This is a genomic window from Paraburkholderia sp. ZP32-5 (assembly GCF_021390495.1).
Lineage (GTDB): Bacteria > Pseudomonadota > Gammaproteobacteria > Burkholderiales > Burkholderiaceae > Paraburkholderia.
Genome location: NZ_JAJEJP010000002.1, coordinates 1381836 through 1406605 on the forward strand (window position 1 = coordinate 1381836; position 24770 = coordinate 1406605).

The following is a 24770-nucleotide window of genomic DNA, read 5'->3' on the forward strand; positions in this document are numbered from 1 at the left end:
GCGAATTTTCGCAGCGATTCGCGCGATATCCGTGTCGCGCTGTAAGGAGTATGGAGGCTTCGCGAAGTCTTTCGCAGGCGGTTTGGGCATTCGAACAGCGGGTCGTATCGTGCATGGGCGGACCTAACCCAGAGAAAAATTCAGAGCCGCACACAAAATATTTTTTTGCCTGTTATTACGCAAAATTCTTCGCTTCGATGTGGCCCCGCGCAGGTTGAGCGACGCAGCGCAGCACGATCCATTCCAGCCGCACTCGCGCTCAAAAAAGTAAACGCTTAAAAGCTGCCAACTCACCTCTAATTGCCAGCTTTTGCGGGCAAGTTTTCAGTGCCTTCGCCGCGATCTGTAACAATGTGCAAGCGCACATTTTCATGCGTTTTGCAAGGGCACGCCCGGTAACAATTAATTGTGGCGAGGATTTCGCCGCTGCTGCGATGCAAAATTATTCTTTACTTGGTAATCTCCCACCCTTGGTCAGCCGACTGCGGGTAAACGTGTAGCGGAAAACCCGCTCCGCACGCCAATTCCAGCGAAGAAAGCTTACATATCGGTTTCATTGTCAGTTGTTCTGGCGGCGTTGACGCGGCGTTTCGTACTCATGTTTTGACAGCACATGCCATTGCCTCTTCTTAGTCTTCTCATCTGGATTCCCATCGTCGCCGGATTCGTGGTTCTGCGAGTCGGATCGGACGCAGCGCGCAATCGCACGCGCTGGCTTGCGCTGATCGGCGCGGTCGCGGGTTTCCTGCCGGTGATTCCGCTCGTGGCAAACTTCCGTAACGACGTGACTTCGATGCAGTTCGTCGAAAACGTCCGCTGGTCGCCGACGTTCGATATCGCATGGCATGTGGGCATCGACGGGATTTCGCTGTGGCTCGTCGCGCTGACCGCGCTGACGACGATCATCATCGTGATCGCGTCGTGGGAGTCGATCACACAGCGCACCGCGCAGTACTTCGGCGCGTTCCTGCTGCTGTCAGGCTTCATGCAGGGCGTGTTCACGTCGCTCGACGGCATGATGTTCTTTATCGCGTTCGAGGCGACGCTGATTCCGTTGTATCTGCTGATCGGCACTTACGGAAACAGGAACCGCACGTATGCAGCGGTGAAGTTCTTCTTCGTGTCGTTCCTCGGCTCGCTGATGATGCTGATGTCGCTGCTCTATCTGTATAGCCAGACACACAGCTTCGATCTTGCCGTGTGGCGCGACACGCATCTCGACATGGTCCCGCAGGCACTGATCTTCCTCGGCTTTCTCGCCGCGTTCGGCGTGAAGGTGCCGATGTGGCCGCTGCATACGTGGCTGCCCGATGTCCACCTCGATGGCCCCACGGGTGCAGCCGTGATGATCGGCATGCTGAAAATCGGCGGCTATGGCCTGCTGCGTTTCGCGCTGCCGATTGCGCCGCAAGCGAGCCACTTCTTCGCGCCGATGATGATCACGCTGTCGCTCGTCGCGGTGATCTACTCGAGCCTGCTCGCGCTCGTGCAAACCGATATGCGCCGTCTGCTCGCGTATTCGACGGTTGCGCACATGGGCCTCGTTACGCTCGGTCTGTTCGTGTTCAACCGCTTCGGCCAGTCCGGCGCGATCGTGCAGATGATCTCGTACGGCGTGGTGTCCGGCGCGATGCTGTTGTGCACCGGCATGCTGTACGACCGCACGAAGAGCGCGTCGATCGCCGAATACGGCGGCGTCGCCAACACGATGCCGCGCTTCGCCGCCTTCGTGATGCTGTTCTCGATGGCCAATATCGGCTTGCCCGGCACGTCGGGATTCGTCGGCGAATTCATGGTGCTGATGGGCGCGATCCGCTTCAACTTCTGGATCGGCGCGCTCGCCGCGAGCACGCTGATCCTGAGCGCGGCCTACACGTTGTGGATGTATAAGCGCGTGATTTTCGGCGCGATCGCCAATGCACGCGTCGCCAAACTGAAAGACCTGGGCAAGCGCGAATTCGTGCTGCTCGGCGCGATGTCGCTGCTGGTGCTCGCGATCGGTCTCGATCCGAAGCCGTTCACCGATGCAATCGATCCGTCGGTCGGCACGCTGCTCGCGCAGTCGGAACGTTCCGCGCTGCCTTCGGATTCGGCGCCGGCGGGCGGCCACGAACATCTGCAAGCCGCGGCACCGACGCCGGCATCCGCAGCGGTACGCACTCCGGGCTGACAGAACGAAGCGCATCAAGTGTTGTGGCATCCACGCATCAGCGGTGCCGCAATGTTGATGCGCTTTTGCGCGTCGCCATCGATCCCTTGCGAACCGCACACGCGATGTAGTTCAGTCAAGCCGCACCGTGTCCAGCGAATTTCGAGTGCTTTTTTCAGGGGCTTTTGTGATGCGTCAACTTTTCGATGCTTCGTCAGGGAGCATTGCAAATGCCGCTGATTGATAGGGCGCGCGACAGTATGCGGCAACGTGCCGCACTGTGTCGCGACGCAATAGATCGTTGTGAAATCGAGTGTTTATCGGCACTCGATGCGCCCCTATGATCCGTGCGCTTATTAATGGAGAGCCGTCGAATGACGTTCGTTGAAGTCAAAAAGAAGAGGCAGGGCATATGAAAGGACGGGCTCTGACCAGGCCGGCAAGTTTTCTTTCAGCCGGCCTCATGTTGCTGCTGTCGGGTTGCAGCAACCTCGATATTCTGAATCCGAAGGGGAGTGTGGGACTCGCGGAGCGTGATCTGATCGCGACGTCCACGTGGGCCATGCTGATCGTGGTGGTTCCCGTCATCGCGCTGACGCTGTTTTTCGCCTGGCGTTATCGCGCGTCGAACCGGAACGCCGAATACCGCCCGGGATGGACGCATTCGACCGGTGTCGAAATCGCTGTGTGGACGATTCCGACGCTGATCATTCTGTTCCTCGCCGTGTTGACGTGGAAGAGCACGCATGAGCTCGATCCGTATCGTCCGCTCGAATCGCAGGTCAAGCCGATCAACGTCGAAGTCGTCGCACTCGACTGGAAGTGGCTCTTCATCTATCCGGATCTCGGCATTGCTTCGGTGAACCAGCTCGCGATCCCGGTCGGCACGCCGGTGAACTTCCTGATCACGTCCGACACGGTGATGAATTCGTTCTTCATCCCGCAGCTCGGCGGCCAGATCTACGCGATGGCAGGCATGCAAACGCGCCTGCATCTGATCGCCGATCACGCCGGCGACTACGCGGGCCTCGCGGCGAATTTCAGCGGCAAAGGCTTCTCGGACATGAAGTTCCGTACGCTCGCGACCTCGCCTGAAGAGTTCAACGCATGGGTTGCGAAGGTGCGCGCGTCGTCGGATCGGCTCGATATGGACCGCTACCACGCGGTGTCCACGCCGAGCGAGAAGGATCCGGTGCGCTACTTCTCGACCGTCGATCCGAAGCTCTTCAACAACATCATTGCGCGATACAACAACGGCAACGTCCTCGACAACATGAAGGACGCCAACTGTGCGCCTAAGGGGTAACGCATGTTCGGAAAACTAACGCTCGATGCGATTCCGTATCACGAGCCAATCATCGTTGTCGCGGGCGCCGGCATGGTGCTCGCCGCGCTGGCGGTGCTCGGCGGAATCACGTATCTCGGCAAATGGCGCTACCTGTGGAGCGAGTGGCTGACGTCCGTCGACCACAAGAAGATCGGCGTGATGTACATCGTCGTCGCGTTCATCATGCTGCTGCGCGGCTTCGCCGACGCAATCATGATGCGCATGCAACTGGCGCTGTCGTATCTGAGCCCGGGCTTCCTGCCGCCGCATCATTACGACCAGATCTTCACCGCGCACGGCGTCATCATGATCTTCTTCATGGCGATGACGTTCATGGTCGGTCTGATGAACCTCGTCGTGCCGCTGCAGATCGGCGCGCGCGACGTCGCGTTCCCGTTCATCAACTCGCTGAGCTTCTGGATGACGGCGGTCAGTGCGATCCTGATCAACATCTCGCTGGTGGTCGGTGAATTCGGGCAGACCGGTTGGCTCGCTTATCCGCCGCTGTCCGAACTGCAATTCAGCCCAGGCGTCGGCGTCGACTATTACCTGTGGAGCTTGCAGCTCTCCGGTATCGGCACGTTGCTGACTGGCGTGAACTTCTTCGTAACGATCGTGAAGATGCGCGCTCCGGGCATGTCGTTCATGAAGATGCCGGTGTTCACGTGGACCGCGCTGTGCACGAACGTGCTGATCATGGCGTCGTTCCCGATCCTGACCGTCACGCTCGCGCTGCTCGGTCTGGACCGCTACCTCGGCATGCACTTCTTCACGAACGAAGCCGGCGGCAACGCGATGCTGTACCTGAACCTGATCTGGGCATGGGGTCACCCCGAGGTGTACATCCTGATCCTGCCGGCGTTCGGTATCTTCTCGGAAGTGGTCGCGACGTTTGCGAAGAAGCCGCTGTTCGGCTACAAGACGATGGTGTGGGCGACCTGCGCGATCATGGTGCTGTCGTTCCTCGTGTGGCTGCACCACTTCTTCACGATGGGTTCGGGCGCTGACGTGAATGCGTTCTTCGGTATCGCGACGATGGTGATTGCGATTCCGACCGGCGTCAAAGTGTTCAACTGGCTGTTCACGATCTACAAGGGCCGTCTGCAGTTCACGACGCCGATTCTGTGGACGCTCGGCTTCATGGTCACGTTCACGATCGGCGGTATGACCGGCGTGATGATGGCGATTCCGGGCGCGGACTTCGTGCTGCACAACAGCCTGTTCCTGATCGCTCACTTCCACAACGTGATTATCGGTGGCGTGCTGTTCGGCTATCTGGCCGGCTTCAACTACTGGTTCCCGAAGGCGTTCGGCTTCAAGCTGAACGAGAAGCTCGGCAAGGCTGCGTTCTGGTTCTGGCAGATCGGCTTCTGGGTTGCGTTCACGCCGCTGTACGTGCTCGGCTTCATGGGCATGACGCGCCGTCTGAATCACTATGACAACCCGGCATGGCATCCGTGGCTGATCGCCGCCGCGTTCGGCGCGGTGCTGATCGCAATCGGTATCGCTTTCCAGTTGCTGCAGCTGTTCGTCAGCATTCGCGATCGCAATTTGCCGGAAAACCGCGACCTCACGGGCGATCCGTGGGATGGTCATACGCTGGAATGGGCGACCAGCTCGCCGCCGCCGGCGTACAACTTCGCGCACATTCCGACGGTCCGCAAGCTGGATGCGTTCGCCGACATGAAGTCGCAGAAGGGCGCGCAGGTCGTGCCGCCGTATCGCGACATTCATATGCCGTCGAATACGTCCGCCGGTTTGCTGGTGGGTCTGTTCTCGCTGGTGCTCGGTTTTGCTGGTGTGTGGCACATCTGGTGGCTTGCGATCGTCGGCTTCGTCGGCGCGATTGGTACCGTGATCGTCTACAGCTTCCAGGACAACGACGGCTATTACATCCCGGCCGACACTGTCGCGCTGATTGAAGAGAAACGCAGCGGCGGTGCTGCCGCCGTGGCCGACGCCGGCGCGCGTGCTGGCGCACAGGCCGCGCTGGAGGTGGACTGATGTTACAGAAGACTATTGCGGTTGACCCGCAACTCGCGCCGGACCACGTGCCGTCGCACTCGGTGTTCGGTTTCTGGCTGTATCTGATGACCGACTGCATCATCTTCGCGGCGCTGTTCGCCGTGTTCGCGGTGATGAGCCACCAGTTCGCGGGCGGTCCGAGCGGCAAGGACCTGTTCGAGATTCCGGGCGTCGCGCTCGAAACGGCGATGCTGCTGCTGTCGAGCATCACGTATGGTTTCGCGATGCTCGGCGCGCACAAGAACCGCAAGGGCGTGCTGCAGTCGTGGCTCGCCGTGACGTTCCTGCTCGGCGTCGCGTTCCTGGTGCTGGAAATGCGTGAGTTTTCGCATCTGATCGCCGAAGGCGCGGGTCCGGGCCGCAGCGCGTTCCTGTCGTCGTTCTTCACGCTGGTCGGCACGCACGGTTTGCACGTGACGTTCGGCCTGATCTGGATGATCGTGCTGTCCATCCAGGTGATGCGTCATCGCGATCTGACCGAGCGCGACATGATCCGCCTGACGTGCCTGAGCCTGTTCTGGCACTTCCTCGACGTCGTGTGGATCGGCGTCTTCACCTTTGTCTATCTTGCGAGCGTGATCTAAATGGACCATAGCCATAGCCATCATGGACACTCGGGCGAAAGCCATGGCAGCTTCGGCAGCTATACGATTGGCTTCGTGCTCGCCGTCATCCTGACCGTCGCGGCGTTCGCGCTCGTGATGACCGGAACGCTGACAGGCTCGAACGCGCTGTTTGCGATCTCGGGTCTCGCGCTCGTGCAGATCATCGTGCACCTCGTTTTCTTCCTGCACATGAACGGATCGTCGGCGCAGCGCTGGAACGTCACGGCGTTTGCATTTACCGTGCTGACCGCGGTTATCGTGGTTGGCGGCACGTTGTGGGTGATGCACAACGTGAGCATGCATATGATGTCGCGCTAAGCGGATAACGCGTTAGCTGGAATAAAAGCCCCGTGGGATGGAAGTCTCGCGGGGCTTTTTTATGTGCTGCCGGTTGCGGTGACGCGTGCCGCGGCTCACGTTGACAAGAAGGCTGAGCGGGCCAGCTCGGTTCGTGTGCGTCACGACTCGTGGCCTGAATTTTGCGACTTCCGCGAGTGTGCGAGCGTCGGCGAGGTACCTTCGCTTCGTTCGACCTAATTTCGTGCTGTTCGGTGGGATATCATCCAGAACTTTGGCGGGCATTGGCGCCAAGCGCATTGGAACCGGCAGGTGGCCGGGAAATCGCCGTCACGGGCTGGGCGAGACCGGTGTAGCTAGGAATATCGCTTGATGTACAAGGAGAATTTGCGGATGACTGCTTTACTCGACTGGTTCGCGGCGGCGAGATGGCGAATGTCTTTGTCTCACTGCCTTGAAGGATTGCTGATCCAGGTGCCGGTCGGGCTGCTGTTCAATTTTCGAATTGGTGCTCTTGCTGTAATCGTTTGGTATTGGTCGCGTAAGAAACTCGAATGCGAGCTTGAAACCCTGGATGCCGGAGAAGTGCTCGCTTTCGAGAAGCATGCTTATACATGGGCGATCGGCTGGCTCCCATGGCATTGGGATATCTACAAAGTACTGGATCTGGTGCTGCCGGCGCTGTCTGCAATACTGATCGCGATGCTCGCGCACGGATACAAAGCGCCATTCCCCGTATTTTAGCGGCGGCACCAAGAAGAATTTGTGACGCAGTACTGCGAGTCGAGCGTGGATCTCCGCAGCGAGCTGTTCAGGCAGACATGGGGAACGCTTCCCGGCCGGCGCGGAGTTCCGACTGCTTCAATCGTCGAACGGCTCATCCTCTTTTAGTCGAACTCCGTATTTATTTTTTAACCTGCTATTTGCGTAGGCACAGAGCATTGGCGCTCTGCTTTCGGATGACGTATTAAATCGATACACCGACCTTTGTGTGGGAAATATCACTCAACCCGGTTGTCCATCGATTTCACGAATTGTGATATTTCCCCATTCATTCTGCATATGAACTGTAATGTCTAGCATATCGTGAGTTAAAAAAGTAAAAAAACATCATGAAAAAAATTCGCTAGACCATAAGTATTTTCATACTCACGAAAAAAGCGGAAATTGAATGGCTCGCGTACGCGCCCACGGTGCGCAGAGCCTGGCCGAGTCTATCCAGAAGATCTGTGCAGGTTCTTGCAAATGTGGTTTTGATGTTTATTGGCACGGAGCGTATAGAAGGGTAACTTCCCGCGTGTCGCATTGCGTGCACAGCGTCGTTCTGCCGTGGCGATGTTACGGCGCGTCTGAACATGGAAGGAGGGCGCAGCGCAACCCTGGCTCTTTGCGCGATGAGGCTACGCGCCAGACAGGACGAAGTAACGGGCGACCAATCGCTTCGATCTACCGCTGTGTCCGGCTGGTTCACGAGCGCTGTAGATGATCGATCTCTGCGGCGACGTACACGCGAAATCCTTGCCTCGCGCGCACCGCGTCGCCATGGTTTGTTCCAGCGATACCCGGTGAGGGTATTCGGCTGTCAACAAATGTCACGATTCAGATATTTTGTCTTTAGGGATAAACCATTGTGATGCAAGCGTGGTTAACGGCAAATACCCGGCATCACTTTAAAGAATAACTTCTGACTCAACCGCTTCCCGCCGCTGACGCTCAACCACGCGGAAGCGAACAAAAGCAGAAGAAACCCTGGTTCCCTTGCAATGGCGGCGATTGTGCATGTAATAGTTGGTAAATTGGCCGGCTGTTGCGAAAGCGCGAATCTCATAAAATTTGCCCGTTGTAATGACCTGAAAGAATTCTCTTGCGGTATCATTGCCCCGGCCCTGAGCAGGCTTATCATTTCGCCTCTCTCAGCGCGTCTTATGTGCGGGACTAGTCGTATTGCGCTGGATTCCTTGTTCCCCGCCTTGACCGAAGACCCTGAAGGACCGGCGCTGCAAGCGCGAACTTTGCGACTTCAAAGCTTTGATCGATGCAAATCGATGTTAGCGGTAGCAGCGGATGCTGCTACCTTTGCATGTTTTTCACTGGCAGCCGCGCGTCTTATTTGACATTTGACGTGTAGCTGCTGCGAAAGAAACGAATAACTTTATTTACAGGCCATGCAAAAAATGACATCGCTTGAGTTCGGGGGGGGATTGAGCGTGAATGGCCCGCGTGTAGTGGTTATTACTGGTGGTAGTGCCGGACTCGGGCGTGCGCTCGCGTTAAGCTATTGCGCGCCTGGTATCACGTTGGGTTTAATCGGAAGAAACACCGAGCGCCTCGAGTCGGTTGCAGCGGAGTGCCGCGAGCGTGGCGCCGAAATCGTGATCGGTTGTATGGACGTGCGCGATGCGGCGGCGCTTCGGGCATGGATTCTCGATTTCGACACGCAACACCCGATCGACCTGTTGATAGCCAATGCCGGCGTGGCCAGCACGCTGCGCTCGTCGGATGACTGGGAAGGCGTCGAGCGCACGGCCGAAGTCGTCGATATCAATCTCTACGGTGCGCTGCACGCGGTGCTGCCTGCCATCGACTGCATGCGCAATCGGCGGCGTGGGCAGATCGCGGTCGTCAGCTCGCTGGCCGGCTTGCGGGGGATGGCCATCTCGCCGGCCTACTGCGTAAGCAAGGCCGCGCTCGTCGCGTACTGCGACTCCGTGCGTCCGGTTCTCGCACGCGACCATATCGGCATTTCAGTGGTGATGCCCGGTTTCGTGCGAACCGCGATGAGCGACGTTTTTCCTGGTAACAAGCCGTTCATGTGGAGCGCCGAAAAGGCCGCCTCGTTTATCAAGCAGCGCCTGAACCGGCGCCGTGTGGAAATCGCGTTTCCCTTCAGTTTGACGCTCGGCCTCAAATTGCTACGTCTGTTGCCCGCGGCGATTGCCGACGCAATTCTGGGTCTCCTGTTTCAGATACCTCGCCGGAATATGTGAAGTGCTGCTCGGTTTTACAATCGCGGTCGCCATGGTCGCATGCTCCTTCGTCGTTGAAGCGATCGCTGTTACGCGATCGTCGCTGCGTCGACCACCCGTTGCGCTGATGTTGCATCTGGCGGCGCTCGCGGTCGTGACGACGGTTTGCGGCGCACTGACGGGACGGCCATTGTTTTCGGCGGGCGTCGCGCTGGTGCTGATTGGTCTGCTCGCGGTTATCGGCAACGCCAAGTACGCGTCGTTGCGCGAACCGCTGGTGTTCAGCGACCTGAGTCTTTTCAGTCAGGTCTTCTCGCATCCACGCCTGTATTTGCCGTTCCTCGGTCTCGGCAAGCTGATCATCGTGCTCGCCGGCATCACGGCAGCGGCGGCAGCGTTCATTGCCGAAAGGTCCGAGGCACCCGCACCGCGATTTGCTGAAGCCGTCGTTGCATTGATTTGCCTGCCGGTGTGCATCGCGCTTTCGCGTCGCGTGCCGGTTACGCTGCAACCGTTTTCCGACCAACGCCGGCTCGGTTTCTTCTCCGCGTTCGTTGCCTATCTGGTCAACGGGTTGAGCCGTGCGCAACGGCGTGCATTCGATCGCGCCACCGCCGCCGGCCCGTTTTCGGCCGGTCGGCCTGACGTTCATCCGGACGTCATCGTCATCCAGAGCGAGTCGTACTTCGACGCCCGCCGCCTCGGCGAATGCGTGTCCGGCGCACCCTATGCGCATTTCGATCAGGCCAGACGCGAGTCGTTCGAGCAAGGCGAGTTGGCCGTGCCGGCCTGGGGCGCCAATACGATGCGCAGCGAATTCGCGATGCTCACCGGCATGAGTTCCGCCGAACTGGGCTATGCGCGCTTTTATCCGTATATGTTCGTGCGCCGCGCGTGCGCGTCGCTGGCGGCTTATTTCAGCCGCGGCGGATATCGCACGGTTGCCGTGCACCCGTACGACGCGAGCTTCTTCGGCCGTCGCCGGGCATTTGCGCACATGCATTTCGACCGCTTTCTGGACATCGACGATTTCGCCGATGCGTCTCGCGTGGGACCGTACGTTGGGGATCTCGCGGTTGCGGACAAGCTCATCGCGCTGCTGCGGGCGAGCGATGACAAGCCGATGTTCGCGTTTGCGATCACGATGGAAAACCACGGCCCTCTGCATCTGGAGACTGTTGCCAGCGGGGAATCCACATCGCGGCACACGCTGGGAGACGACGCGCGCTGGCGCGACCTGACGGCTTATCTGCGGCATGTGGAAAACGCGGACGCGATGATCGGCAGACTGACCAGCTATCTGCGCGAGCGTAGCCGGCCCACGGTTCTGTGTTTTTACGGTGACCACGTTCCCGCGATGTCATCCGTATTCAATGCGCTCGACACGGAACCGACTCACAGTGATTACTTTATTTGGCGTAATTTCGGCAGCGACATTGGCACGCGCCGGGACGTTGGCGTGGAGGCCCTCGGCTCCACGCTACAGCGCGCGATGATCGATGCGGATGTCGCCGCCGATTCGCGAAACGATTTGCAGCAAATGCCGGCATGAAGATGGAAAGGAAAATCGCAATTATCGGGATGGCGTGTCGCTTTCCCGGCGGGGTGACTGGGCCCGAGGAATTCTGGCAACTGCTGTGTGACGAGCGTGACGCGGTAACCGTCGTGCCGGCCGATCGATTCGGCACGGCCTTCTACCAGCATCCGTCCAAAAAAGAAGCAGGGAAGAGCTACACGTTCTCGGCCGGCGTGCTCGATGACGTGGCCGGTTTCGATGCCGCGTTCTTCGGCATTTCGCCGCGCGAGGCGAGCCAGATGGACCCGCAGCAGCGCCTGATGCTCGAACTCGCATGGGAGGCGTTCGAGGACGCGGGCGTGCGTCCGACCCAGATGCGCGGCCGCAACTGCGGCGTGTACGTCGGTGCGGCGAGCATGGACTACGGCAACCGCAGCATGGACGATCTGAACTGGATCGATCCCTATTCGGCCACGGGCAACGCGCTCAGCATCGCGTCGAACCGCGTGTCCTATCTGTTCGATCTGCGCGGTCCGAGCATGTCGGTGGATACCGCGTGCTCGTCGTCGATCGTCGCGCTGCATCAGGCAGTGCAGGCACTGCAGTCCGGTGAAACCGAAATGGCGCTCGCGGGCGGCGTCAATCTGCTGCTCCATCCGTTTGGTTTCGTCAGCTTTGCGAAGGCGTCGATGCTGTCGCCGCGCGGCCGCTGCCGTGCCTTCGATGCAACCGGCGACGGCTACGTGCGCGCCGAAGGCGGCGCTTTCGTGTTGCTCAAGCCGCTCGAGCGCGCACTCGCGGACGGCGACACCATTCACGCGGTGATCGCCGGCACGGGCGTGAACTCCGACGGCCATTCGCACGGTGGTATCAGTGTGCCGACGGCGACCATGCAGGCCGAACTGCTGCGTTCGGTGTATCGCCGCGCGGGTGTCGACCCGCGCTCGCTTGCGTATCTCGAAGCTCACGGCACCGGTACCGCGGTCGGCGATCCGATCGAGGCGCGCGCGCTGATGGAAGCAGTTTCGAGCGGCCGTGCGACCGACGATCCGCTGCTGATCGGCTCGGTCAAAACCAACCTCGGCCACCTCGAAACTGCGTCGGGTATGGCAGGTCTGTTCAAGGCGATCCTGTGCCTGAAGCACGGCGCGGTGCCGCGCTCGTTGCATTTTCAAACGCCTAATCCGGCCATCGATTTCGAAGGCGGTCGTCTGCGCGTCGTCGACCGCTTCACGCCGCTGTCGCGCCGCGAAGGCGCGCCGCTGACGATCGGCGTCAATTCGTTCGGCTTCGGCGGCACGAACGCCCACGTCGTACTCGCCGAAGCGGAGTGTGCGACCGCGCCGGTGGCAGCGGTCACGGCTCATGCGCCGTCTGCGGACGCCGGCCTCGCGCCGCTCGTGCTGACGGCGCGCTCGCAGGCCGCGCTTGCCGCACTCGCGCAGCGTTACCACGCGCTGCTGCAGAACGGCGCCGATTGGGGCGTGCTCGCGGCCAGCGCCGCGCGCCGTCGCGAATGGCTCGAACAGCGCGCGGTTATCGCACCGCCAGATTTGCAAGCAGGCTGCGCCGCGCTTCTGATGCTTGCGGATACACCCGATCACGCGTTGCCGGCTTACGTCGCACGCGGCGAAGCGCTGGCGGCAGGCATCAAGGTGGCGTTCGTCTATGCGGGCAACGGCTGCCAGTGGGCCGGCATGGGCAAGCAACTGTATGCGGAAGATGCAGTGTTCCGCGCGGCGCTCGACGAAGTCGACGCGCTGTGGCGCGCCGACGGCAGCGGTTCGCTCGTCGACGTGCTGTACGCCGGCGCGAGCGCCGAATGGCTCGCGGCAACCGAGAACGCGCAGCCGCTGTTGTTCGCGATTCAGGTTGGCATCACGCGCGTACTCGAAGCGCGCGGCATCGGTTTCGATGCGGCGGTCGGCCATAGCGTCGGCGAAATCGCGGCCGCTTGGGCGTCTGGCGCGCTGACGCTTGCCGAAGCCGTGCGCGTGATCCGCATTCGTAGCGGCGCGCAGGGCCTCACGCGCGGCACCGGCAAGATGGCCGCGGTCGGCATCGGCGAAGCCGATGCGCGGGAGTTGATCGCACGTCTCGGTCTCGCGGAGACCGTCGAGCTGGCCGGCACCAACAGCCCCGAAGCCGTCACGCTCGCCGGGTCGCCCGAAGGGCTCGAAGCAATCGGCGCGTCGCTCGCCGCGAGCGGCAGCTTTTTCCAGCTACTCGATCTCGATTACGCGTTCCATAGCAGCCGCATGGACGCGATCGAGCCGGTCGTACGTACAGGTTTGGCCGATCTGGCGCCGCGCGAAGGCACGAAGCGCTACGTGTCGACCGTCACCGGCGACACGCTTTCCGGCACCGCACTCGACGCCGGCTACTGGTGGCGCAACATCCGCGAGCCGGTGCGGTTCGATGCAGCGCTTGCGCGTCTCGCCGAGAGCGGCGTGCGCATGTTCATCGAAATCGCGCCGCACTCGATTCTGCGCCACTACGTGAAGCAGACGCTCGCGAGTCTGAATCTGGCCGGTGCCGTCGTGCCGACGCTGAAGCGCCATCACGACAGCGCGCAGATGCTGGCCCATTCGATACTGTCGGCAGTCGCGCACGGCGCGCGCGTCGATCTCGATCGCTTCGTGCCATTCGCATCGCAGCACTCGAATACGACACTGCCGACTTATCCGTGGCAGCGCGAACGGCACTGGCAAACGGCCACCGTCGAGGGCTACAACCTGGTAAATCGCCGCGTCGATCATCCGCTGCTCGGCTACCGTCTGCATGAACATGCGTTCGGCTGGGAAAACCAGCTCGATCCGCAACGCGTGCCGATGCTTGCTGATCACGTCGTCGATGGCGGTGTTGCGTTCCCGGGCGCGGGCTATGTGGAAATGGCGCTGGCCGCGGCACGTGTGTTCTTTCGCACATCGGATGTCGCGATCGAGAACCTCGAGATCCGGATGCCGGTCGTGTTCCAGCCACAGCACGCGAAGCTGTTCCGCTTCGTGATCGACGCACGCACTGCATCGTTCACGATCGAGACGCGCGAGCGTATGAGCGACGGCGCGTGGAATCTCAACGTGACCGGCCGTTTGCTCGAAAGCGGTGCGACGCTAGACGCGCGCAGCGCGGCCGACGAGTCGGTGCTGGCGCGCCTCGAAGCGAGCCCGGTGATGCATGGAGACGACCTCTATGCCAGCGCGACCGCGATCGGTTTGAGCTACGGTCCGGCGTTCCGCTGGGTGCGTACGGTACAGGTGCAAGGCGATGCCGCGCTTGCCTACTTCGAAGTGCCGCAGGCGCTCGGCGGTGCGCAGGCGCTGGCCGGCTGGCTGCTGCATCCGGCGCTGATGGACAGCGGTTTTCATCCGCTTTTCGCCGTGCTCGGTCAGGCGGGTGCCGCGGCTGGTGATGCGCGTGCGGCTTTCGTGCCGGTGCAGATCGGCCGCGTCGATTTTCTGCGTGGCGACTCGGTGCGCCGCGTGCTTGCGCGCGTGCTGCGCCGCAGCCCACATTCGATCGTTGCATCGTTCGAATTCCTCGATGCCGACAATGCGATCGTCGCGCGTCTTTCAGCGTGCCGTTTCCGCCGCGTCGATCTGACGAACCGACGCCACGCCGCACCGGCGCGCTTTGTCTACGCGCTCGAAGCGCGTCCGCTGCCGGCGGGCTTCACTGCCGCCGCGCTGCCCGCGCCGGCGGTGCTCGTCGAACGCGCGAGCGCGCGTGTCGCCTCGCATGAGGACGGCGCGCAACGCACGCTTCATTTGACTGAAACGCTGCCGTTGCTCGACGTGCTGGCTGGCCTGTACGCAGTGAGTGCGCTGGAAGCGATCGGTGCGTTCGCGCAGCCGCGGCTGCCGATGTCTGCTGCCAATGCGCAACTGTTCGAGCGCCTCGTGCAGATCGTCGTTGAGGACGGTCTCGCACGCTTCGAGGGCGAACGTCTCGTGCGCGACGATGCGGCCTGTGCAGCAATGCCTGCGCTCGACGAGTTGTGGCGTGATGTGTTGGCGGGTTCGCCGGCGCACGTCGCAGAACTGACGCTGCTTGCCCACATCGGCGCGGCGCTGCCGCGCGCGCTGCGCGACGGAGCATCTGTCGATGCGCCCGCGCTGCTGTCGCCGACAGGACGAAGCCTCGTCGAGCAGTTTTTCGATGCGTCGCCCACGTGGTCGCATGCCCGCGCCATGCTCGCTGCCTGCGCGAAGGAAGCGTTGGCCGCGTGGCCGCGCACACGCCGCCTGCGCGTGCTGGAAATCGGTGCGACGCGTGGTGAAGTGCTTCAGCCGCTCGACCTCGGCATGCTGGCGTCGCAATGCGAGCACGTGCTTGCGGGCACCCAGCAGCAACTCGCCGCACTCGATGCGGAAACCTACGCGCACGTTCAGACGCTGCTGCTCGGAGAAAACGAAGCGCTGTTCACGCATTGCCGTGACAGCGCACCGTTCGACGTGATCGTCGTCAACCGCATGATCGGTGAACAGGCCGATCCGTTCGTCGCGCTGCAAGCGCTTGCCGAACGGCTTGCACCGAGCGGCATCGTCGTGCTCGCCGATGCTCGCGGCAGCCGTTTCGCCGACATCGTGTTCGGCGCGGCAGGTCATGAGGTGGCCGCACAAACATATGGCGCGCTCACGCCGGCCGCGCTTCACTCGCTTTGCGAACGCGCCGGTTTGCAGGACATCACGCGTCACACGGAGCAGGGCCTCGATCTCGAAGGTGCGCCGACGCTGTTGATCGCGCGCAAGGCCGCGGCCGCGCAGCAGATGCCGTCCGGTCTGATCGACGCACCGCGTTGCCTGATCGTGCAGACCGGCAATGACGCGTTCGGCTTCGCGCTCGCGCAAGAACTCGCGCGTGATGACTGCGAAGTCGAATTAACGAGCGTGCACGAAGTGGCTGCATCGCTCAAACGCAACAACGCGCCAGCGCAGATCGTGTTCGTCGCACCGGCCGCACGACTCGCCGACGCCAGCGGCGCCGATGTGATGCAAGCGCAGCGGCGCGGTGTGCTCGCACTCGCGACGCTCGCTCGCGAACTCGACGCAGCCGGCGTGGCCGCGCAGGCGCGCTTGTGCGTCGTGACGCGCGGCGGCGCACCGTTCAGTCACGGCGCGGTCACGGCGGCGCAACCCGAGCAGTCGAGCCTATGGGGTCTCGTCCGCGTCATGGCGAACGAATATCCGGCGCTTGCATTGCGTCTGATCGACTTCACGTGCGCCGATGACAAAGCTGTATCGCAACTGGTGCGCGAGCTTATCGACAGCGACAGCGAAGAAGAGGTGCTGCTGACGACGCAAGGCCGCTACGTGCCGCGCATGCTGCCGGCGCACACCGCAGAACAGCAGACGCCGCTCGACGAATCCACGGCCCAGCAGGTAGCGGCTCCCGCGCCCGCCGTACTCGCATTCGACATGCCCGGCTCGCTGCGCAACCTCGAATGGTTTGCGTTGCCCGCGCGCGAATTGAAGCCTGGTGAAGTCGAGATCGCACCGGTGGCGACCGGTCTGAATTTCCGCGACGTGATGTATTCGATGGGCCTGCTCTCCGACGAGGCAGTCGAGACCGGCTTTGCGGGCGCGACGATCGGCATGGAACTCGCCGGCCGCATCGTGCGCGTCGGCGCAGACGTCGAAGGCTGGGCGCCCGGCGATGCGGTGCTCGGCTTCGCACCGGCTTCGTTCGCGACGCACGTGGTCACGCGTGCGAGCGCGATCGCGCGCAAACCCGAAACGATTTCCTTCGAAGCAGCCGCGACGATTCCCACCACGTTCTTCACCGCGTACTACGCGCTGTGTGAACTCGCACGGCTGCGCCGCGGCGAACGCGTATTGATTCACGGTGGTGCGGGTGGTGTCGGCATCGCGGCGATCCAGATCGCTCGCCATCTCGGCGCCGAAGTGTTCGCCACCGCGGGTGCCGACGAGAAGCGCGAATTCGTGCGCCTGCTTGGCGTCGATCGTGTGTTCGACTCGCGCAGCCTCGCGTTCGCCGACGACGTGCGTGCCTGCACGAACGGCGAGGGCGTCGATATCGTGCTCAACTCGCTCGCGGGCGAGGCAATGGTGCGCGGCATCGATACGCTGCGCCCGTTCGGCCGCTTCCTCGAACTGGGCAAGCGCGACTTCTACGAAAACAGCCAGATCGGCTTGCGGCCGTTCCGCAACAACATCAGCTATTTCGGCATCGACGCCGATCAACTGATGGGTGTGCTGCCGGAACTCACCACGCGCCTGTTCGAGGAAGTGATGGCGCTGTTCGTCAGCGGCGTGCTGCACCCGCTGCCGTATCGCGCGTTCCCCGCCGCGCGCGCGGAAGAGGCGTTCCGCTACATGCAGCAGGCGCGTCAGATCGGCAAGGTGCTGATCACCTATGCGTCGGGGACGCCCGCGCCCGCGCGCGTTGAAGCGCAGCCCGCGCTGAGTCTCGATCCGAACGCGGCGTATCTGATCGTCGGTGGCACCGGTGGTCTCGGTTACGCAAGCGCACGCTGGATGATCGCGCGCGGCGCGCGGCATCTGACGCTCGCGAGCCGCGGTGGTGCGCTCGACGCCGCGAAGCAGGCAGAGCTCGAACGCCTGCAAGCCGAGCATGGCGTGAGCGTGACCGTAGCGCGGTGCGACGTGACGGATGCCGCGGCGCTCGATCGCCTGGTCGACGCTATCGAGGCGCGCGGTACGCCGCTCAAGGGTGTGCTGCACTCGGCGATGCGCATCGCCGACGGCCTGCTGCGCAATATCGACGACGCGCGGATGCTCGCCGTGCTCGAACCGAAGATCGGCGGCGCATGGAACCTGCATCGCGCGACGCGGCGCTGCACGCTCGACTTCTTCGTGCTGTATTCGTCGGCCACGACCTATCTCGGCAATCCGGGCCAGGGCGCCTATGTAGCGGCCAACAGCTTCCTCGAAGCGCTCGTCGCGCATCGTCGCGCCAGCGGATTGCCCGGCACGTTCATGGCGTGGGGGCCGATCGAGGACGTCGGTTTCCTCGCCCGCAACAACGCGACGCGTGAAGCGCTGCAGGCCCGCATCGGCGGTGCGTCGATTACCTCCGACGAGGCGATGACCGCACTCGAGCGCGCGCTCGCAAACGGCGCGGCCGGCGAGGCGCTGGTGCGTCTCGACTGGGCCGCCATCGCGCGCGGCATGCCGGCGGCGCAGGCGCGGCGCTACATGGCGCTGCAAGGCGGCGCGGCAACCGAGACGACGACTGAAGACGGCGCCTTGCTCGAACAGTTGCGCGCACTGCCGAGAGCAGAAGCGATCGCGCTGGTCGAGACCGCGCTGCGCGGCCATATCGCGCGCATTCTGCACATGTCGCCGGAGCGCGTCGCGCTCGACCGCTCCGTGCTCGACCTCGGCATGGACTCGCTGATGGGCATGGAACTCGGCATGGCGGTCGAGGAATCGTTTGGCGTGAAGCTGTCGATCATGGCGATCGCCGAAGGCGCCACCGTGCCGATGCTCGCCGCGCGCATCGTCGACATGCTCGATAACGAGAGTCGCAAAAGCGCACCTGGTGCGCAGTGCGCGGCGAACGGCGCGCAACAGGAACTCGCGGCACTAGCCGAACGACACGCGCTCGACGAGAACGAGGCGCGCGCGCTGCTCGAACGCAATCGAAACACGAGCGGCAACGATCAGGATCAACAGGGAGACGAGCCATGTCAGTCGACGCCGGCATTAGCGGAGTGAAGCTCCCCGCGGGCTGGCAGGCGAGCGAAGGGACGCTCGCGCGTCCGCTCGAACTGTCGGGACACGGCTTGCACACCGGGCGGCGCGTGAACGTGCGCATCCTGCCTGTTGCAAACGCGGAGAGCGCGGGCGAGCGGCACGGCATCGTGTTTCGCCGCATGCACAAGGGGCGCGCGCTCGGCACGGTGGCCGCCGATCCTGCGTTGCGCCGCGGTCAGCCGCTGTGCACGATGCTGAACGGCAACGATGGGCTCGGCGTACGGACGGTCGAGCATCTGCTGGCGTCGCTGCTCGCGTGCGAGATCGATCACGCGATCGTCGAACTCGACGCTGAAGAGGTGCCGATTCTCGATGGCAGCGCCCAGCCGTGGATCGACGCGATCCTCGCGTGCGGGCGCACTGCGCTGCCACGGCCGAAGCGCTTCCTGCGCGTGCTGAAGACCGTCAGCGTCGCCGACGGCGAAGGCGCCGCAAGGCGCGAAATGCGTGTGGAACCCGCCGACGAGTATGCTCTCAGCGTTCACAACAACGACCTGAAGGGTTTCGGCGATATGGAGTGGCACGGCAAGCTTACGCCGCGCGCGTTCGCCGAAGAGATCGCGTCGTCGCGTTCGTATGGGCAGATCAAGTGGGCGGTGCCCGCAATCGTTGTCGGCTATCTGCGCGGCTGGCCGATTCTGCGCGGCGCGCGGCTGTCGTGCACGGCGGCGGTCGTCGGCAAGCGGGTGGTCGGCGGACTGCGTCAGCCCGACGAGTTCGTCCGGCATCGCGTGCTCGATATGGTCGGCGACCTTGCGCTCGCCGGTGCGCCGTTGCTCGGTCACGTGAGCGCGCGACGGCCAACGCATGAAATGAATTACAGACTGCTCGCGGCGCTGCTCGGCACGCCGGGTGGGTACGAGTGGGTCGACGCGCACGCGTAGAGCGGAGCGCGCAGGACAGAAAGGCTAGATCGGATACATGGGACTCGGGGAAACATTACGGCAGCAGTTGGCGGCCAAGGCATTGAAGCGGCAACTGGAGCGTGTGACCGATGCGGTCGCGGCGCCCGGCATGCCGGATGGTCAGGAGGTACAGGCCGCGCAGACGTTGTCCGCGCGCAGCCGCTTCGAAGCAATGCCGCAATTCCAGCAGGTCAAGCTGATGCGCGCGATGGGCGAGACGCTGCGCGTCGAATCGCCGTTCTTTCGCGTGCACGACGGTATGGCGGGCGCGACGACGCAGATTGGTGGCCGCGAGTATGTCAATTTCGCGAATTACAGCTATCTGGGTTTGGCGGGAGATCCGATCGTCGCAGAGCGCGCGAAGGCGGCGATCGATCGTTACGGCACGTCGACTTCGGCAAGCCGCATCGTGGCCGGAGAGCGGCCCGTGCATCGCGCGCTGGAGCGGGCGCTTGCCGAGTTCTATGAGACCGACGACTGCGTCGCGTTCGTCAGCGGTCATGCGACCAACGTGACGGTGATCGGCTCGTTGTTCGGACCGGGGGATTTGGTCGTGCACGATGCGCTCGCGCACAACAGCATCGTGCAAGGTGCGCAGCTGAGTGGCGCGAAGCGCTTGAGTTTCGCCCACAACGACTGGCAGGCGCTCGACGAACTGCTGACGCGTGTGCGTCGCGAATACCGCAACGTGCTGGTCGCGATTGAAGGTCTGTACAGCATGGATGGTGACCTTCCAGACCTGGAGCGTTTTTGCGAGGTGAAGGAACGGCACGGTGCGTTTCTGCTGGTCGACGAAGCGCATTCGCTGGGTGTGCTCGGCGCGACAGGTAGGGGCATTCGCGAGCACTGTGGTGTGGCGTCGGACCGTGTCGATTTGTGGATGGGCACGATGAGCAAGACGTTGGCGGGCTGCGGTGGCTTTATCGCGGGCTGTCAGCCGCTTGCGGATATGTTGCGCAATCTCGCGCCAGGGTTTCTGTATAGCGTGGGGCTTGCGCCGGCACTTGCGGAGGCTTCGCTTGCTGCGCTGGAGTGTTTGATTGCGCAGCCGGAGCGAGTTGCGAAGTTGCAGGCGCGGGGGCAGCAGTTTTTGAGTGAGGCGCGTGCGGCGGGGCTTGATGTTGGGACGAGTGCTGGGTATGCGGTTGTGCCTGTGATCACTGGCAGTTCACTGAAAGCCGCGCAGTGGGCGAATGCGCTGTTCGAGGAAGGTATCAACGTGCAGCCGATTTTTTATCCTGCTGTTGAAGAGAAAGCGGCGCGGTTGCGGTTTTTTATTTGTTCGACGCATGAGGCGGAGCAGGTTAGTCGGACGGTGGCGGCGGTGGCGAGGTTGGCGGGTAATTCGTGATCGGATTTGAGCATTCATGAAGAAGAAATTTTTGGCAGTTTGCCTTCCTGCAGTTTTGATGCTTACTGGATGCGGGACGTTTCCGGACTGGTTGCCGACATCGGGTCCGAGCCGTCAACAGGTTCGGGAGCAGAGTGATTCGGAGCGCGTCAAGGGTATCCAGGTGGTGGATGTCGACGACGGACTGGCGCGCAAGCTCGCCGACGCAAAACGGCTGGACCAGTTCTCGAGCACCTTTACGAGCAAGAAGACCAGCAACTACGTGATCGGACCTGGCGACGTCATCGAAGTGACGATCTGGGAGACGCCACCCGCCATGCTGTTCAACGCGGGCGTGCCGGTTTCCCTGCCGTCGCTCGGCTCGGGCTCATCGAGCAGTGTTACTCTGCCGACGCAAATGGTGGCCGCTGACGGTACCGTCTCCATTCCCTTCGCGGGCCGCATCTCAGTGGCTGATCACACCACTGAGCAGATCGAAACTAGTATCGTCAACCATCTCAAGGGCAAAGCGAACCAGCCGCAGGTGCTCGTGAGCGTGGTGAAGAACAACGCTTCAAACGTCACGGTCGTTGGCGAAGTCAACACCAGCACAATGATGCCGCTCACGCCGAAGGGCGAGCGCCTTCTGGACGCGCTCGCCTTTGCAGGCGGGTTTAAACAGCCGGTCAGCCATATGGCGGTGCAATTGTCCCGGGGTGATACGACAGCCACCATGTCACTCGAATCTGTGATTCGCGACCCGAAGCAGAACGTGCTGCTCAAGCCGGGGGATGTGGTCACGGCGCTTTTCCAGCCGCTGACGTATTCGGTGCTCGGTGCGACAGGCAAGAACGACGAAATTCCGTTTGAGGCGCAAGGAATTTCGCTCGCCCAGGCGCTGGCTCGATCGGGCGGTTTGAATGACAGCCGTGCGGATGCGCGCGGTATCTTCGTGTTCCGCTTTGAAGACGCGAAGCTGGTGAGCGACATGGACCCGTCGGTCAAGGTTAGCAACGGCAAAGTGCCGGTGGTGTACGAAATCAATTTGCGTGATCCTGCTGCGTTCTTTGTTACGCAGAATTTTCCGATTCAAAACCACGACGTGATCTATGTTTCGAACTCGCCCGGTGCGGAATTCCGTAAGTTCCTTACGTATATCGTGATGGTGGCGGATCCGACGGTGGCCTTTACTCATGATTTTCAGTAGCGTGCTATGACGAAAAGAATTCGTACGCCATTTGAGATCACATTCTCTGTCTGGTGCGCGATGTTTCTGCGCGAGGCGCTTGATCGACTGTTCGAAGCCCGTGCTGCGTGGCTATGGCTTTTGGCTGAGCCCGTAATTTACATATCGGTGCATGCGTTCGGCTATGAGACTTTTCGCATCCATGAAGTGAATGGGATGGCGATCAATATGTGGATCATTGCTGGATTCATTGGGTTCCTACTTTGGCGTCGCACTTGGATACAGGTGCTGCACGGAATCGATAGTAATAAGGCATTTTTCGCATATCGACAGGTCAAGCCCTTCGATGTTGCCATCGTAAGAGCAACTCTGGAGCTGTTTCTGATGGTGCCGATATCCATTGTCATCGTGGGAGTTGCCATTGCGACAGGGCATGCGATGACACCTGATGTTGTGGATCCCCGCTGGTTTCCGGCGGACCCTCTCCTGGTGATGGCAGGCATCATTGGGCTATGGCTGTTTGGACTGGGGTTAGGGCTTATTACATCTGTTGCCATGTGCTTTATTCCCGAGCTAGATCATATTTTCAAGCTGTTATATTTGCCGCTCTATTACCTTTCGGGGGCATTGCTTCCCATCGCACTTTTTGTGCCTATACCTTATCAGTATCTTTTCGTCGCGAATCCAGTGGTTAATGGGATAGAGTTGGTAAGAATCGGTTTTCTGCCTGAGTACCATTCTTTAGATGGAGTGAGGCTTAGTTTTCTTTACGCGTGCGCACTGGGATCTATATTTGTGGGGCTCGTACTGTACAAACGTTTTTCGAGAAAGCTGGTGATGCGATGATACTGGTTGAGGATGTCCACAAGCGATACATGACGGAGCATGGCGTTGGTAAGTGGATCCTGCGCGGCGTCACCATGAAGATTCCGACGGACAGGAGCATCGCTTTAATTGGTCATAACGGGGCCGGAAAATCAACTCTGTTACGGATTATCGGTGGGATCGATTTTCCAACTAAAGGCCGAGTGGAGCGACGTTGCCGGGTTTCATGGCCAATGGGCGGGGGCGGACTGGAAGGGACTTTGACGGGCCGTCAGAATGCGAAATTTGTCTGCCGGGTACATGGCCATCAGGATGAACTCGACGAACGCCTTGACTTCATTCAAGGATTTGCCGAGATCGGCGAAGCTTTTGACGAGCCCATTGAAACCTACTCATCGGGCATGCGGTCTCGGCTGCAGTTCGCACTATCATTGGCCTTTGATTTTGACGTTTACATCTCCGATGAGGTCACTTCTGCTGGGGATGTCAAATTCAGGAAAAAGGCTGCGGATGCCTTTAAAAGTAAAGCAAACGATGCAAGCGTAATCATGGTCTCTCATGATGAAGGCACACTTAGGCAATTTTGTCAGTGTGGAATATGGATTGATGAAGGTAAGGCGCACTGGTTCGACGAACTTGAAGATGCGCTAACGGCATATAAAAGCAAAATTCTGGTATGAAAGACCTGTCAGCAAGCAAAAAATGGCGTATGGCTGCGAGAGTCGGGGTGGCGTACGAATGGGGGAGGGACACCGTTCTTTCCATTAAGGCGTTTAATCTGGTTGTCCGATTGGTTATCGTGTGGATGGTGCTATCAATTCCATATTGGTCGCTGATTGCTTCCGATCGTTACGTTTCCCAGGCCACGGTCGTCATCCAGCGAACAGACCAGGTAGACGGGCCAAGTGCGGGTATCACTGCAGCGCTCGTGGGCGCTGCAGGACCCAATAGTGCTGATCAGCTCCTGTTGCGCGAGTACCTCCTTTCGCTTGACATGCTCAAGAAGCTCGACGCGGCGCTCGATCTGCGTTCGCATTTTAGCAACTGGCATCGGGATCCGATCTCGCGCATGTGGTTCAAGAACGCACCGATCGAATGGTTTTATCAATTCTGGTTGTCTCGCGTCGATGTCGAATACGACAGCTATAGCGGGGTGCTTCGCATCCAGGTTGAGGCCTATGATCCAGAAACTGCCCAAACCATAGTCAAACTGATGGTTCAAGACGGCGAAGCGCATATGAACCAGATGGGGCACGAGCTAGCACAGTCACAAGTTGATTTTCTGGCAAAGCAAGTCACGCTGTCGCATGATCGCCTTCTGGATGCGACTCGCACACTCATTGACTACCAAAACGCGAAAGGGCTGTTGGCCCCGCAGACGACTGCGGATAGCCTCAACGTTTTGATAGCGAAACTTGAGGCCCAAAAGACCGATATCCAGACACAGTTGGCTTCGCTGCCTTTGACGCTGAGCCCGAATCAACCCACAATTGTCATGCTTAAAAGCAGTCTTAAAGCTATAGAGCAACAGATTGCCCAGAAGCGTGCGGAGTTGGCCTCGCCATCCAGCGGCACACTCAACTACGTGGTCGAGGAGTTTCAACGTCTGCAGATGCAGGTCGGCTTTGCGCAGGACTTGTACAAAACGGCCTTGTCCGCACTGGAAACCGGCCGCATGGATGCCGCTCGCACCCTGAAGATGGTTTCGATTATTCAGGCACCAACGAAGCCGAGCTATCCAGTGGAACCGCAGCGGTTCTATAACATCATCGTAACCCTGTTGATTGGCTCTGCCCTTGTTGGTGTCTTGAAGCTTCTCGAAAGTATCATTCGCGATCATGTGGATTGAATCGATTAGAGTTCTGACAGTCTTTGGCAGCAGGCCGGCAGTGGCATATAT

15 protein-coding genes are annotated in these 24770 nt (G+C 60.9%); all 15 read left to right on the forward strand.

What is annotated here, in order from left to right:
* Window positions 1-613: 613 nt before the first annotated feature.
* Window positions 614-2170 carry a complex I subunit 4 family protein gene (locus tag L0U82_RS24890; RefSeq protein WP_233835382.1) on the forward strand — a complete coding sequence of 519 codons (1557 nt, stop codon included), beginning with the start codon at window positions 614-616 and terminating at the stop codon, window positions 2168-2170.
* Window positions 2171-2561: 391 nt separating this feature from the next.
* A complete protein-coding gene (gene cyoA / locus L0U82_RS24895; protein WP_233835384.1) occupies window positions 2562-3455 on the forward strand; it encodes a ubiquinol oxidase subunit II in 894 nt (297 codons plus the stop codon).
* 3 nt (window positions 3456-3458) lie between these two features.
* Window positions 3459-5480 (forward strand): cytochrome o ubiquinol oxidase subunit I, encoded by a 2022-nt coding sequence (gene cyoB, locus L0U82_RS24900; protein ID WP_233835386.1) that lies wholly within the window; start codon window positions 3459-3461, stop codon window positions 5478-5480.
* Entirely contained in the window at window positions 5480-6085 is a 606-nt protein-coding gene (gene cyoC, locus L0U82_RS24905) for a cytochrome o ubiquinol oxidase subunit III (RefSeq protein ID WP_233835388.1), read from the forward strand. The genes cyoB and cyoC overlap by 1 nt, the downstream gene beginning before the upstream one ends.
* Complete coding sequence (gene cyoD, locus L0U82_RS24910; protein WP_233835391.1) at window positions 6086-6424, forward strand: cytochrome o ubiquinol oxidase subunit IV; 339 nt, start codon at window positions 6086-6088, stop codon at window positions 6422-6424.
* 372 nt (window positions 6425-6796) lie between these two features.
* Entirely contained in the window at window positions 6797-7147 is a 351-nt protein-coding gene (locus L0U82_RS24915) for a hypothetical protein (protein ID WP_233835393.1), read from the forward strand.
* 1430 nt (window positions 7148-8577) lie between these two features.
* Window positions 8578-9390, forward strand: coding sequence for an SDR family NAD(P)-dependent oxidoreductase (locus L0U82_RS24920; RefSeq protein WP_233835395.1), 813 nt, complete (start codon window positions 8578-8580; stop codon window positions 9388-9390).
* Window positions 9391-9421: 31 nt separating this feature from the next.
* The gene (locus L0U82_RS24925) at window positions 9422-10921 is read left to right on the forward strand and encodes an LTA synthase family protein (RefSeq protein WP_233835396.1); all 1500 of its coding nucleotides are present in this window, start codon (window positions 9422-9424) and stop codon (window positions 10919-10921) included.
* Window positions 10922-10923: 2 nt separating this feature from the next.
* On the forward strand, window positions 10924-18585 hold the full coding sequence (locus tag L0U82_RS24930; protein WP_233835397.1) for a type I polyketide synthase: 7662 nt from the start codon (window positions 10924-10926) through the stop codon (window positions 18583-18585).
* Window positions 18582-19508, forward strand: a complete 927-nt coding sequence (locus tag L0U82_RS24935; RefSeq protein WP_233837481.1) for a UDP-3-O-acyl N-acetylglycosamine deacetylase — start codon at window positions 18582-18584, stop codon at window positions 19506-19508. The genes L0U82_RS24930 and L0U82_RS24935 overlap by 4 nt, the downstream gene beginning before the upstream one ends.
* A 37-nt stretch (window positions 19509-19545) precedes the next feature.
* On the forward strand, window positions 19546-20880 hold the full coding sequence (locus L0U82_RS24940; protein ID WP_233835398.1) for an aminotransferase class I/II-fold pyridoxal phosphate-dependent enzyme: 1335 nt from the start codon (window positions 19546-19548) through the stop codon (window positions 20878-20880).
* Window positions 20881-20896: 16 nt separating this feature from the next.
* Window positions 20897-22066: a polysaccharide biosynthesis/export family protein gene (locus L0U82_RS24945; protein WP_233835399.1), complete on the forward strand. Its 1170-nt coding sequence runs from the start codon at window positions 20897-20899 to the stop codon at window positions 22064-22066.
* A gap of 6 nt (window positions 22067-22072) precedes the next feature.
* The gene (locus L0U82_RS24950; protein ID WP_233835400.1) at window positions 22073-22891 is read left to right on the forward strand and encodes an ABC transporter permease; all 819 of its coding nucleotides are present in this window, start codon (window positions 22073-22075) and stop codon (window positions 22889-22891) included.
* Window positions 22888-23550: an ABC transporter ATP-binding protein gene (locus L0U82_RS24955; protein ID WP_233835401.1), complete on the forward strand. Its 663-nt coding sequence runs from the start codon at window positions 22888-22890 to the stop codon at window positions 23548-23550. The genes L0U82_RS24950 and L0U82_RS24955 overlap by 4 nt, the downstream gene beginning before the upstream one ends.
* Window positions 23547-24719 (forward strand): chain-length determining protein, encoded by a 1173-nt coding sequence (locus L0U82_RS24960; protein WP_233835403.1) that lies wholly within the window; start codon window positions 23547-23549, stop codon window positions 24717-24719. Before L0U82_RS24955 ends, L0U82_RS24960 begins: the two co-directional genes overlap by 4 nt.
* Window positions 24720-24770 lie beyond the last annotated feature (51 nt).

What these genes read in the sequence shown, in the direction of transcription:
- L0U82_RS24890 (WP_233835382.1), top strand. Translation starts at nt 614, where the DNA reads ATGCCATTGCCTCTTCTTAGTCTTCTCATCTGGATTCCCATCGTCGCC.
- cyoA (WP_233835384.1), top strand. Translation starts at nt 2,562, where the DNA reads ATGAAAGGACGGGCTCTGACCAGGCCGGCAAGTTTTCTTTCAGCCGGC.
- cyoB (WP_233835386.1), top strand. Translation starts at nt 3,459, where the DNA reads ATGTTCGGAAAACTAACGCTCGATGCGATTCCGTATCACGAGCCAATC.
- cyoC (WP_233835388.1), top strand. Translation starts at nt 5,480, where the DNA reads ATGTTACAGAAGACTATTGCGGTTGACCCGCAACTCGCGCCGGACCAC.
- cyoD (WP_233835391.1), top strand. Translation starts at nt 6,086, where the DNA reads ATGGACCATAGCCATAGCCATCATGGACACTCGGGCGAAAGCCATGGC.
- L0U82_RS24915 (WP_233835393.1), top strand. Translation starts at nt 6,797, where the DNA reads ATGACTGCTTTACTCGACTGGTTCGCGGCGGCGAGATGGCGAATGTCT.
- L0U82_RS24920 (WP_233835395.1), top strand. Translation starts at nt 8,578, where the DNA reads ATGACATCGCTTGAGTTCGGGGGGGGATTGAGCGTGAATGGCCCGCGT.
- L0U82_RS24925 (WP_233835396.1), top strand. Translation starts at nt 9,422, where the DNA reads ATGGTCGCATGCTCCTTCGTCGTTGAAGCGATCGCTGTTACGCGATCG.
- L0U82_RS24930 (WP_233835397.1), top strand. Translation starts at nt 10,924, where the DNA reads ATGGAAAGGAAAATCGCAATTATCGGGATGGCGTGTCGCTTTCCCGGC.
- L0U82_RS24940 (WP_233835398.1), top strand. Translation starts at nt 19,546, where the DNA reads ATGGGACTCGGGGAAACATTACGGCAGCAGTTGGCGGCCAAGGCATTG.
- L0U82_RS24945 (WP_233835399.1), top strand. Translation starts at nt 20,897, where the DNA reads ATGAAGAAGAAATTTTTGGCAGTTTGCCTTCCTGCAGTTTTGATGCTT.
- L0U82_RS24950 (WP_233835400.1), top strand. Translation starts at nt 22,073, where the DNA reads ATGACGAAAAGAATTCGTACGCCATTTGAGATCACATTCTCTGTCTGG.
- L0U82_RS24955 (WP_233835401.1), top strand. Translation starts at nt 22,888, where the DNA reads ATGATACTGGTTGAGGATGTCCACAAGCGATACATGACGGAGCATGGC.
- L0U82_RS24960 (WP_233835403.1), top strand. Translation starts at nt 23,547, where the DNA reads ATGAAAGACCTGTCAGCAAGCAAAAAATGGCGTATGGCTGCGAGAGTC.